The organism is Streptomyces hyderabadensis (genome assembly GCF_020404845.1).
GTDB classification, from domain to species: domain Bacteria; phylum Actinomycetota; class Actinomycetes; order Streptomycetales; family Streptomycetaceae; genus Streptomyces; species Streptomyces hyderabadensis.
Genome location: NZ_JAIOJZ010000065.1, coordinates 22,791 through 34,742, shown reverse-complemented (window position 1 = coordinate 34,742; position 11,952 = coordinate 22,791). Strand labels below are relative to the sequence as shown.

Here is an 11,952-nt window from a genome sequence, read left to right as displayed (position 1 = left end):
TGTTCTTCTACATCGTGCTGTTCGTGCAGAACGTGCTCGGCTACACCCCCATCGAGGCCGGTCTGGCCTTCCTGCCGGTCACGGTCGTGATCGCGCTCGGTGCGGGTATCTCGCAGCGCTTCCTGCCCGTCTTCGGTCCCAAGCCGTTCATGATCGTGGGTTCGGCGCTCGCCGCGCTCGGGCTCGGCTGGCAGGCGCTCATCAGCTCCGACAGCTCGTACGTCGGCGGGATCCTCGGACCGATGCTGATCTTCGGATTCGGCATGGGACTCAACTTCGTGACGCTGACGCTGACCGCGGTCTCCGGGGTCGCCCAGCACGAGGCGGGCGCGGCCTCGGGGCTGCTCAACGCGATGCAGCAGGTCGGCGGATCGATCGGGCTCGCCATCCTGACCACGGTCTTCGGCACCGCGAGCAGGGACGAGGCGGAGAAGCAGGTGCCGGACTTCCTCACCAACGGCTCGCCGGAGCAGAAGGCGGAGTTCGCCCAGACCCACCAGCTGCCCGCACCCTGGGCGCACGACGTACTGGCCCAGGGCATCTCGGCCGCCTTCATCCCGGCCGCCGCCATGGCCGTGGTCGCCCTGGCCACGGCATGGCTGGTGATCCGGGTGCGCAAGAGCGACCTGGAGGCGCTGTCCGGCACGGCCGGGCCGGGGATGGGCTGATCTCCCGGGGCCCCGGCCGGGGCGGGACCCGCCGCCGGGCGCGACGAGCAACGACAGCGCCCTCACGACCCACCCCCTCATGACCTCTGAGACTGCCCGGGGCCCACGCCCCGGGCAGCGGTTGTCATGACAACGCGCGAACAGTCACGCAGAGTTCCCCTCACGCACGGAGGGTATCCGCCGCGTCAGGCCGTGGCCGTGGCCGTCAGCCAGGAGGGCAGCGCCTCGACCCGCCCCGCCCATTCGGCCGGGGGCGCCCCCGCCCGGTCGGCCGCGACGACTCCGCCCACGATCGCGCAGGTCGTGTCCACGTCCCCGCCGACCTGCGCGGTCGTCCAGAAGGCGGTCTCGTACTCCCCGAGGGCGCGGGCCGCGGACCAGAGGGCGAAGGGGACCGTGTCGTGCGCGGTCGTACGGCGGCCGCAGCCCAGGACCGCCGCGACGGTGGCCGCGTCGCCGTAGTCGAGCATGTCCCTGGCGCGTCGCAGGCCGGCGCCCACCGCGCTCTTCGGCACCAGCGCGATCACACCGTCGAGCAGCGCGTGCGCGGAGGGCGGACCGGACGGATCGGCGGCCAGCGCCGCGGCCGCCGCGACGGCCATGGCGCCGACCACCGCCTCACGGTGCTGGTGCGTCGGGTAGGCCGAGATCTCCGCCTGGTGGGTCGCCTGTTCCGGGTCGTCCGCGTACCAGGCACCGAGCGGCGCGATGCGCATGGCGGCGCCGTTGCCCCACGAGCCCTGGCCGTTGAACAGCGCCGCGGCCAGCTCGCGCCAGTCGCCGCCTTCCCTGACCAGCCGCAGCAGCCGGTTGACCGCGGGTCCGTAGCCGCGGTCGAAGTCGTGGTGCCGGGCGAAGGAGAGGGCCAGCGCGTCCTGGTCGATGCGGTGGTGGGCGGCCAGGACACCGACCACGGAACACGCCATTTCCGTGTCGTCCGTCCACTGCCAGGTGCCGGGCGGCAGCTCGCGGCGCTTGAGCAGCGGGTAGTTCGCCGGAACGAAGAACTGAGAGCCCAGCGCGTCCCCCACCGACAGTCCGCGCAGGCTGGACAGGGCCCGGTCCAGGCGCCCGTCGGGAGAAGAGTGAGCGGTCATCGCCCTTCCACTCTATCCGGTGATCCCGTACGGCTCCGGATCTCGCCAGCGTTCGAAAGGCCGGTCGAGCGTGTACTTGCCGTCCTCACCCAGAACGAGCATCCGCATCTCGGCGTTCCCGGGGTTGGACAGCGACTCGAACTCCGCGACCGTCCAGTGGAACCACCGCATGCAGAACAGCCGCATGGCGAGCCCGTGCGTCACCAGCAGCACGTTCGGCGGGTGGTCGGGGTCCTCGAAGCTGCGGAACAGGCTCTCCAGGAAGCCGCCTACCCGGTCGTACACGTCGGCACCGGACTCGCCCTGGGCGAAGCGGTAGAAGAAGTGCCCGTAGGCGTCGCGGTAGGCCTTCTGCAGGCGCACGTCGTCGCGGTCCTGCCAGTTGCCCCAGTCCTGCTCGCGCAGCCGGGGCTCCTCACGTATCCGTATGAGCTCCGGGTCGAGGCGGAAGGCGCGCAGGGTCTCGTGGGTGCGGCGGTAGGGGGAGACGTACACGCTGATCCGCTCACGGCCGAACACCTCGCGGAGCCCCTTGCCGGTCTCCTCGGCCTGTGCCCGACCCCGGTCGGTGAGGGCGAGCGCGTGGTCGGGTTCGCGCTCGTACACGGTGTCATCGACGTTGCCGGTCGACTCGCCGTGCCGGACTAGAACGATGCGCCGTGGTCGTGCCATGCCAGAACCCTAGATCGTGACGGGCGGGACCAAGCACTCGTACGGGCCCCGTACGGCGTAGGTCACACAGTTTCCACACCTGGGCGAGTCGGTGCGGGTCCGGATCTCAAACGGTCCAGGAGGGTTCCAGTTGCACGATGTCGCCCGTCAGCGCCGCGACGTCGGCCTCCGTCTGGGCGCGCAGGGCGAGCCGTTCCACCCGCTCGGTGCGGTACTTCCCGTGCTCGGCGGCCGACAGCCACATGGACAGCACCAGGTACTCGTTGTACCCGTGCCCCGGGGCCTCGCCGAACAGCCCGCGGACCATGCCGGGCGAGCCGGCCATCGCCGGGTTCCAGACCTTCTCCTGCATGAGCACGTAGTGCTCGGACCGCTCCTCGTGGACCCGGCACAGCGCGACCCGCAGCAGGTCTGCGTCGGTGAAGCGCGGCTCGAACCCGGTCTTCACGTCGAACCGGTGGTCGAAGAGCCGCACCTGGGCGTCCTTGAAGGTGCCCAGCTGCGCCGAGGCCAGCCGGTCGTGGGAGCGGGCCATGAAGGAGTCGTAGAAGGCACGGCTCTCCCAGAAGGTGAAGACGTGCGCCACGTCCGGCCGCCCCCGGCTCCAGCCGCCCCCCTGCCCCCGAAAACCCGGCTCCCCCGGAAGCCCCGCCCACTTCCGCTGCCCCCGCTCGAAACCGCGGCGGTCCACCACGGTGCAGCGAATCCACTTGACCAGCACCGCGCCATGGTAGGCCAGGGAACGTGGCACCGGTCACTCTCCGGAGGACCGCTTGCCCGCACCCCGGTGTCGCTGCGTGGCAGGATGGGCAACCGGCCGTCACCGCCCGGCACTTCAGGGGGGCCGGGCAGGGCGGGGACCTGGGAAGGGGAAGTCTGTGAACGGCCTCAGCAAGGGCAGGCGCAAGGTCGAGGTCGCGCTGCGGTGGGATCCGAGCCCGGCGGGGCAGCCGCCCAGCGACCTCGATCTCGTCGCCGGGACCTATCCGGCCGACGATCCGTACGGCGCCCCCGCCTACGTGGTGCACTTCGACAGTCGCTCACCGGACGGCACGATCTATCTGAACCGGGACAGCAAGGACGGCAAGGGCTTCGGTTTCGACGAGGTCCTGACGCTGGAGCTGGAGCGGCTGGACGCCCGGTACGCGCGCGTGGTGGTGGGCGTCGCCATACAGCAGCACACCGGGAACCGGACCTTCGGCGACGTGGCCAACCCGGGCCTGCGCATCCGCGAGGGCTACACGGACCTGGCCGCGGACGACTTCGCCGACGTCCCGGGCGCCACGGCGGCGACGGTCGCGGAGTTCGTCCGGGACGAGACCGGGGCGTGGGAGTTCCGGGCCGGCGTGCACGGCTTCGAGGGGGATCCGGCGACGTTCACCAGGGTGATGGGCGAGGCTCGTCGTCCCTGACGCCGTGCGGACGCGAGTAAGGGGCGGCCGCCATGGCGGTCGCCCCTTACTCATGAGCCGCTAGGAGCGGTTAGGCATCAGCTGCAGCCACTGGTCGAGCCGCAGCCCTCGCAGATGTAGCAGGAGCCGGCGCGCTGCATCTTCGTACCGCAGGAGAAGCACAGCGGGGCGTCGGCCTGGATGCCCAGCTGCATCTCCACCAGCTCGGCGCTGGTGTGCGCTTGCTGCGGCGCGGGCTTGGCCGCCTCGACCTCGGCCTTCGGCGTGACGACGGCCTTCAGCTCCTGGGCGCGCGGCGCCGACTGGGCCAGGCCCTCGACGTCGAGTTCGTCGTCGGACGGCTCGTACGAACCGGTCTCCAGGTGGCGCTGGCGCTCCTCGGCGGAGTGGATGCCGAGCGCGGAGCGCGTCTCGAAGGGCAGGAAGTCCAGCGCCAGGCGGCGGAAGATGTAGTCGACGATCGACTGCGCCATCCGCACGTCCGGGTCGTCCGTCATGCCGGCCGGCTCGAAGCGCATGTTGGTGAACTTCGAGACGTACGTCTCCAGCGGCACGCCGTACTGGAGGCCGACGGAGACCGCGATGGAGAAGGCGTCCATCATGCCCGCGAGGGTCGAGCCCTGCTTGGACATCTTGAGGAAGACCTCGCCGAGACCGTCATCCGGGTAGGAGTTGGCGGTCATGTAGCCCTCGGCGCCGCCGACGGTGAAGGACGTGGTGATGCCGGGGCGTCCCTTCGGCAGGCGCTTGCGGACCGGGCGGTACTCGACGACCTTCTCGACCGTCTCACGGATGGTCGCCTCGGCCTTCTCGGTGACCTCGGCCTTCTCCTGCTCCTTCTTCTTGGCGGAGAGGGGCTGGCCGACCTTGCAGTTGTCGCGGTAGATGGCGAGCGCCTTGACGCCCATCTTCCAGGCCTCGAAGTAGACCTCCTCGACGTCCTCGACGGTCGCCGACTCCGGCAGGTTGACCGTCTTGGACAGGGCGCCGGAGATCCAGGGCTGGATGGCGGCCATCATGCGGACGTGGCCCATCGCGGAGATGGAGCGCTCGCCCATGGCGCAGTCGAAGACCTCGTAGTGCTCGTGCTTGAGGCCGGGGGCGTCGATCACGTTGCCGTGCTCGGCGATGTGAGCGACGATCGCCTCGATCTGCTCCTCCTGGTAGCCCAGGCGGCGCAGGGCCTGCGGGACGGTGCCGTTGACGATCTGCATCGAGCCGCCGCCGACCAGCTTCTTGAACTTGACCAGGGCGAGGTCGGGTTCCAGGCCGGTGGTGTCGCAGGACATCGCGAGACCGATGGTGCCGGTCGGGGCGATGACGGAGGCCTGGGAGTTGCGGAAGCCGTTCTTCTCGCCGAGGCGCAGCACGTCCTGCCAGGCCTCGGTGGCGGCGGCCCAGATCGGCGTGTCGAGGTCGTCCATGCGGACGGCCTTGGCGTTCTCGTCGGAGTGCTGCTTCATCACCCGCAGGTGCGGCTTGGCGTTGCGGGCGTAGCCGTCGTACGGGCCGACGATCGCGGCGAGTTCGGCGGAGCGGCGGTACGACGTGCCGGTCATCAGGGAGGTGATGGCGCCGGCCAGGGCGCGGCCGCCGTCGGAGTCGTACGCGTGGCCGGTCGCCATCAGCAGGGCGCCGAGGTTGGCGTAGCCGATGCCGAGCTGGCGGAAGGCGCGGGTGTTCTCGCCGATCTTCTGGGTCGGGAAGTCCGCGAAGCAGATGGAGATGTCCATCGCGGTGATGACCAGCTCGACGACCTTGGAGAAGCGCTCGGCGTCGAAGGACTGGTTGCCCTTGCCGTCGTCCTTCAGGAACTTCATCAGGTTCAGCGAGGCGAGGTTGCAGGACGTGTTGTCCAGGTGCATGTACTCGCTGCACGGGTTCGAGCCGTTGATGCGGCCGGACTCCGGGCACGTGTGCCACTGGTTGATGGTGTCGTCGTACTGGATGCCCGGGTCGGCGCAGGCCCAGGCGGCCTCGGCCATCTTGCGGAAGAGCGCCTTGGCGTCGACCTCCTCGATGACCTCGCCGGTCATGCGGGAGGTCAGGCCGAACTTTCCGCCGTCCTGCACGGCCTTCATGAACGTGTCGTTCACGCGGACCGAGTTGTTGGCGTTCTGGTACTGGACGGACGTGATGTCGTCGCCGCCCAGGTCCATGTCGAAGCCCGCGTCGCGCAGGGCGCGGATCTTCTCCTCTTCCTTCACCTTGGTCTCGATGAAGTCCTCGATGTCGGGGTGGTCGACGTCGAGGATGACCATCTTGGCCGCGCGGCGGGTGGCGCCACCGGACTTGATGGTGCCGGCGGAGGCGTCGGCGCCGCGCATGAAGGAGACCGGGCCGGAGGCATTGCCGCCGGAGGAGAGCAGCTCCTTGGAGGAGCGGATCCGGGAGAGGTTCAGGCCGGCACCGGAGCCGCCCTTGAAGATCATGCCCTCTTCCTTGTACCAGTCGAGGATCGACTCCATGGAGTCGTCGACGGACAGGATGAAGCAGGCGGAGACCTGCTGCGGCTGGGGCGTGCCGACGTTGAACCACACCGGGCTGTTGAAGCTGAAGATCTGGTGCAGGAGGGCGTAGGCCAGCTCGTGCTCGAAGATCTCGGCGTCGGCGGGCGAGGCGAAGTACTTGTGGTCCTCGCCGGCCTTCCGGTACGTCTTCACGATGCGGTCGATGAGCTGCTTGAGGCTCACCTCGCGCTGCGGGGTGCCCACGGCGCCCCGGAAGTACTTGCTGGTGACGATGTTGACCGCGTTCACCGACCAGAACTCGGGGAACTCGACGCCACGCTGCTCGAAGTTGACCGAGCCGTCGCGCCAGTTGGTCATGACGACGTCACGACGCTCCCAGGCCACCTCGTCGTAGGGGTGGACGCCGGGAGTGGTGTGGACGCGCTCGACACGGAGTCCCTTGCCCGCTTTGGTGCCCTTGGCGCGGGAACTCCGTGCCGGACCGCTCGCCGTCTCTGTCATGCCGCCTCCCTGTACGGGCGAAAACGCCCTGAAGTGCCCCGATTGTTCCCGTGGGCACGGTGTTCTGTCTGGTGTCGCGGGCATCTCTCGCTCAGCCCGCAACAGGTCTTGTTCTCTCGCCGCCGTCCGGCCGGGCCCGGGCGCCGAAGTCCGGGTCCGGCCCGCCGGTCAGTCGGCGGCGCCCGCGGGCTCGGGGACCTGTCCCGCCCCCGTGGGTCCGCGGTCGTTCTCCCGGCTCCCCGCGCCGGCGTCGTCGTCCACGCCGGAGTGCCCCGTCGTCTCCCTCAGTTCCGCGATCGCGGCCTCGAAGTCCTCGAGCGAGTCGAACGCCCGGTAGACCGAGGCGAATCGCAGATAGGCGACGAGGTCCAGCTCCTGCAACGGGCCGAGAATGGCCAGCCCCACGTCGTGGGTGGTCAGCTCGGCGCTTCCGGTGGCCCGCACCGCCTCCTCGACCCGCTGGCCGAGCTGGGCGAGCGCGTCCTCGGTGACGGGCCGGCCCTGGCAGGCCTTGCGCACACCGTTGATCACCTTGGTGCGGCTGAACGGTTCGGTGACCCCGGACCGCTTCACCACCATGAGCGAGCACGTCTCCACGGTCGTGAACCGACGGGAGCAGTCAGGGCACTGGCGGCGCCTGCGGATCGACGTGCCGTCGTCGGTCGTACGACTGTCGACGACACGGCTGTCGGGGTGCCTGCAGAAGGGGCAGTGCATGGACTCCGAACCCTCCTCACAGCAGACTCAACAGCCTCGAAAGGCCCTTCAGGCCCCTCGAAGCAGCCCCCAGCATAGGCGATCGCCGCGGGCTCGAAGACCCGGGGGACCACAACTTGTGGGCTGCTGATGCAATCCAACCACTAGATGTGGGGATTGGCCCATACAAACACGCCCTGCAGGCGTGTCGCGCCTGTGCGTGCGCGGCCGCCCGGGCCGCACCGCGCACCGGACGGCCTCGTCACGGCCGTGTCGCTCCTGGGCATGCGGAGATACGGTGGGCACCGCGCGGAGGGCACGTGGGACTACCGCAAGAGATGGGAGACCCGCCCCGTCGAACGGGATGCCGGATGGCAGACTGGAGCGACATCCCGAGGGTTGTCACCACGGCGGTGAAGAGTACAGCAATCAGCCCTTTTGTCCGCCAGGCGCCACGGTAGCCATACACCCAGACATGCAATACGGGCGAGCGATTCGCGTTTTTTCACTCGAACGTGTGTTTGGCGCAACCTTTCGAAAGCTACTACCGTTGTGCAGCAGGGAGACCATCGAGAGGGGCCGACGTGACCACCACCGCCGACAGTGCCACCATCACTGCCCAGGAACGCCCCCAGGGCCGTCCTGAGCCGGTGCACGCGATGAGCGACGCCGCGAATCCCGAGGGGCACAAGCGCTCCCTGCCGGGGCGACCTCCCGGCATCCGGGCGGACAGCTCGGGACTCACCGACCGTCAGCGGCGGGTGATCGAGGTCATTCGCGACTCCGTGCAGCGACGCGGGTACCCGCCATCGATGCGGGAGATCGGCCAGGCCGTCGGCCTCTCCAGCACCTCGTCGGTGGCCCACCAGCTGATGGCACTGGAGCGCAAGGGCTTCCTGCGCCGGGACCCGCACCGCCCGCGCGCGTACGAGGTGCGCGGCTCGGACCAGGCCGCCTCGGTGCAGCCCACCGACACCGCCGGCAAGCCGGCCGCCTCTTACGTCCCGCTGGTCGGCCGTATCGCCGCCGGTGGTCCGATCCTGGCCGAGGAGTCCGTCGAGGACGTCTTCCCGCTCCCCCGGCAGCTGGTCGGCGACGGCGAGCTGTTCGTCCTGAAGGTCGTCGGCGACTCGATGATCGAGGCCGCGATCTGTGACGGCGACTGGGTCACGGTCCGCCGCCAGCCGGTCGCCGAGAACGGCGACATCGTGGCGGCCATGCTGGACGGCGAGGCCACCGTCAAGCGCTTCAAGCGCGAGGACGGCCACGTCTGGCTCCTCCCGCACAACGCGGCCTACGAGCCGATCCCCGGTGACGACGCGACCATCCTCGGCAAGGTGGTGGCCGTACTGCGTCGCGTCTGAGCGCCACGGCGGGCGGGTGCGCGCGACAGCGCCCCGCCGACCCGACCGGGCCCCGGGACCTCTGCGCCGGTTCCGGGGCCCAGCGCTGTCAGCCGCTCTCCGCCTGTCCCTCGGCCTCGGCCTCCCTGGCCTTCGCATCGATCGCGGCGAGTGACTTGCGGACCTGGTTGCGGTCCGTGGTGAACCAGAAGTCGGGCAGGGACGCCTTGAGGTAACTGCCGTACCGGGCCGTCGCCAACCGCTGGTCGAGTACGGCGACCACCCCGCGGTCGCCCGACGCGCGGACCAGTCTGCCGGCGCCCTGGGCCATCAGCAGCGCCGCGTGCGTGGCGGCGACCGCCATGAAGCCGTTGCCACCCGCCTCCTCGACCGCCTTCTGGCGGGCGCTCATCAGGGGATCGTCCGGACGCGGGAACGGAATCTTGTCCATGACGACCAGCTGACAGCTCGGCCCGGGCACGTCGACGCCCTGCCACAGCGAGAGCGTGCCGAAGAGGCAGGTCCGCGGATCGGCGGCGAAGTTCTTGATCAGCTCCCCGAGGGTCTCCTCGCCCTGGAGCAGGATCGGGTACTCGGGGATCCGCGAGCGCAGCTCCTCGGCGGCCAGCTGGGCCGCGCGCATCGAGGAGAACAGGCCCAGCGTGCGGCCGCCCGCCGCCTGGATCAGCTCGGTCAGCTCGTCGAGCATGTCGCCCCGGTCGCCGTCCCGGGCGGGGCGGGACAGGTGTTTGGCGACGTAGAGGATGCCCTGCTTGCGGTAGTCGAAGGGCGAGCCCACGTCGACGCCCTTCCACTGGGGCACGTCGTCGCCCTCGGTGCCCTCCGGGGCGAGGCCCAGGGAGGCGCCGACCCCGTTGAAGTCGCCGCCCAGCTTCAGGGTCGCGGAGGTCAGGACCACCGAGCGGTCGGTGAAGAGCTTCTCCCGCAGCAGTCCCGCGACGGACATCGGAGCGACCCGCAGCGAGGCGCCGAACCGGTCGTGGCGCTCGTACCAGACGACGTCCCACTCGGAGCCGTTGGTGATCCGCTCCGCGACGTCGTGCACGGACTCCACGGAGGCCAGCGCCTGCTTGCGCACCGCGTCCTCGTCCTGCACCGACTTGTCGCGGGTGGCACCGATCGCCGAGATGACCGTACGACTGGCGTCCCGCAGCGCCATCAGGGCGTAGCCCAGGTCCTCCGGGATCTCCTCCAGGCGGCCCGGCAGCGCCAGCTCCATCAGCCGCTCGAAGCCCTCGGCGGCGGTCTGGAGCTGGTCGGCGGCCTTCTCGTTGACCAGCTTCGCGGCGCGGCGCACCGCGCGGTTGACCTGGCCGGGAGTCAGCTCGCCGGTGGCCACCCCGGTGACCCGGGAGACCAGCTCGTGCGCCTCGTCGACGATCAGCACCTCGTGCTGCGGCAGGACGGGCGCGCCCTCGATGGCGTCGATCGCGAGCAGTGCGTGGTTGGTGACGACGACGTCGGAGAGCTTGGCCCGCTCCCGGGCCGTCTCGGCGAAGCACTCGGCGCCGTAGGCGCACTTCGAGGCGCCCAGGCACTCCCGGGAGGACACCGAGACCTGCGACCAGGCGCGGTCGGAGACGCCCGGCGTCAGGTCGTCGCGGTCGCCGGTCTCGGTCTCGTCGGCCCAGTCGCGCATCCGCAGCAGGTCCTGGCCCAGTTTGCTGGTGGGGGCGGCGGCCTCGAACTGGTCGAAGAGGCCCTCCTCCTCGTCCTGCGGGACACCCTCGTGCAGCCGGTGCAGGCACAGGTAGTTCGACCGGCCCTTGAGCATGGCGAACTCCGGCCGGCGGCGCAGCTGCGGGTGGAGCGCGTCGACCGTGCGGGGCAGGTCCCGCTCGACCAGCTGGCGCTGCAGGGCCAGGGTCGCCGTGGCCACGACCACCCGCTCCCCGTGCGCCAGCGCGGGCACCAGGTACCCCAGCGACTTTCCGGTGCCGGTGCCGGCCTGGACCAGCAGGTGGGAGCCGCCGTCGATGGCTTCCTCGACGGCTTCGGCCATGGCCACCTGGCCGGGACGCTCCGTTCCGCCGACGGCGGTGACGGCGGCGTGCAGGAGTTCGGGGAGTGAGGGCTTCGTCATAGCGCGACCACCCTACGGCCCGGGACTGACAAACGGGTCGGCGGCTGCGGGGACCGGTGTGATCGACGGGACTGCGGCGACTGGCGCGGCACGGGTGGCTCCTGGGCGGGTGGCCGACGAACGGGCGGGAGGGACGACCGGCAGGACGGACAGGACGGCCGGCGGGAGGACCAGGCCGGCGGGCCGGACGGACACCGCAGCCGGCGTGAGGACCAGGACGGCTGGCGGGACGCGGTGGCGGCAGATGCGGCGGGTGCGGCACGGGTCACGGGGACTCCCGCCCCGCCCGTTCGCGGACCATGAGGGCGGCGCGCTTGGCGGGCAGGTCCACCTCGGCCGCCAGCCGGAACCCGGCCCCGAGGAACGCCGCGACGGACGACCGGTTGCGGACGTCGGGCTCGGCGAGCACCCGCGTGCAGGCGGGGCGCTCCGCGAGGACGAGGTCGGCGACGGTCCTGATCAGCTCGGTACCGAGGCCCCGCCCGCGGTCGGTGTCCGCGCCGATCAGCAGGTGGACGCCGGTGTCGTGCGGCCGGACCGGGCAGTACCGGGCCAGCGGATCGAGGTCGGCCCGGTAGATCTCCCAGTAGCTCATCGGCACCCCGTCCAGCATGCCGACGCACGGGACGCTGCGTCCGTCCCCGGCCAGCTGGGCCCGTAGGTGGTCGGCGGTCACGCTCTGCGGTCCGCTCAGCTCCCAGTACGCGGCGACGTCCGGGTCGTTCATCCAGTGGGCGATGAGCGCGGCGTCCCGTTCGACGTCGGCGGGGACCAGGTGGAAGACGCCCGCGGAGGTGTCGCTCGGTCCCCAGTCGGCGAGGCCGTCGAGGAGGTCCTCACGCGCGCGTGCCGTCGCCGCCCCTGTCGTCGCCTCCGTCTCCGCCTCCGGGAGCGCGTTCCCGTCGGTGCGGAAGAGGGCGACGAACTCCTCGGGCAGGTGCAGGTCCAGGGTGTCGTCGGCGCTCGCGTCGATGGGGTTCACAGTGTC

General features: G+C 70.7%; 10 protein-coding genes. 3 read left to right on the top strand and 7 right to left on the bottom strand.

Annotation, left to right across the window (positions count from 1 at the left end; all coding sequences use genetic code 11):
• Positions 1-668 (top strand): MFS transporter (locus K7854_RS32765; RefSeq protein WP_226030193.1); only part of this gene is annotated, 668 nt, incomplete at its 5' end.
• A gap of 185 nt (positions 669-853) precedes the next feature.
• On the opposite strand, the gene K7854_RS32760 is transcribed toward K7854_RS32765, so the two are convergent.
• The 3 genes from K7854_RS32760 to K7854_RS32750 form a co-directional block, all read right to left on the bottom strand.
• Complete coding sequence (locus K7854_RS32760; protein ID WP_226030192.1) at positions 854-1,765, bottom strand: ADP-ribosylglycohydrolase family protein; 912 nt, start codon at positions 1,763-1,765, stop codon at positions 854-856.
• A 12-nt stretch (positions 1,766-1,777) separates the two neighbouring features.
• Positions 1,778-2,437: a histidine phosphatase family protein gene (locus tag K7854_RS32755; RefSeq protein ID WP_226030191.1), complete on the bottom strand. Its 660-nt coding sequence runs from the start codon at positions 2,435-2,437 to the stop codon at positions 1,778-1,780.
• 106 nt (positions 2,438-2,543) lie between these two features.
• The gene (locus K7854_RS32750) at positions 2,544-3,158 is read right to left on the bottom strand and encodes a YdbC family protein (RefSeq protein WP_226030190.1); all 615 of its coding nucleotides are present in this window, start codon (positions 3,156-3,158) and stop codon (positions 2,544-2,546) included.
• A gap of 157 nt (positions 3,159-3,315) precedes the next feature.
• Here K7854_RS32750 and K7854_RS32745 point away from each other — a divergent pair, with 157 nt between their 5' ends.
• Positions 3,316-3,849 carry a TerD family protein gene (locus K7854_RS32745; RefSeq protein WP_226030189.1) on the top strand — a complete coding sequence of 178 codons (534 nt, stop codon included), beginning with the start codon at positions 3,316-3,318 and terminating at the stop codon, positions 3,847-3,849.
• Between the two features lie 77 nt (positions 3,850-3,926).
• Here K7854_RS32745 and K7854_RS32740 read toward each other — a convergent pair whose 3' ends face one another.
• Both K7854_RS32740 and nrdR read right to left on the bottom strand, forming a co-directional pair.
• Entirely contained in the window at positions 3,927-6,821 is a 2,895-nt protein-coding gene (locus tag K7854_RS32740) for a vitamin B12-dependent ribonucleotide reductase (protein WP_226030188.1), read from the bottom strand.
• Between the two features lie 168 nt (positions 6,822-6,989).
• A complete protein-coding gene (gene nrdR, locus K7854_RS32735) occupies positions 6,990-7,538 on the bottom strand; it encodes a transcriptional regulator NrdR (RefSeq protein ID WP_226030187.1) in 549 nt (182 codons plus the stop codon).
• Positions 7,539-8,101: 563 nt separating this feature from the next.
• Between nrdR and lexA the strand changes: the two genes are divergently transcribed.
• A complete protein-coding gene (gene lexA, locus K7854_RS32730) occupies positions 8,102-8,881 on the top strand; it encodes a transcriptional repressor LexA (RefSeq protein ID WP_164411881.1) in 780 nt (259 codons plus the stop codon).
• Positions 8,882-8,969: 88 nt separating this feature from the next.
• On the opposite strand, the gene K7854_RS32725 is transcribed toward lexA, so the two are convergent.
• Positions 8,970-10,964 (bottom strand): ATP-dependent DNA helicase, encoded by a 1,995-nt coding sequence (locus K7854_RS32725; protein ID WP_226030186.1) that lies wholly within the window; start codon positions 10,962-10,964, stop codon positions 8,970-8,972.
• Between the two features lie 265 nt (positions 10,965-11,229).
• Positions 11,230-11,946: a GNAT family N-acetyltransferase gene (locus K7854_RS32720; protein WP_308112584.1), complete on the bottom strand. Its 717-nt coding sequence runs from the start codon at positions 11,944-11,946 to the stop codon at positions 11,230-11,232.
• Positions 11,947-11,952: the final 6 nt, after the last annotated feature.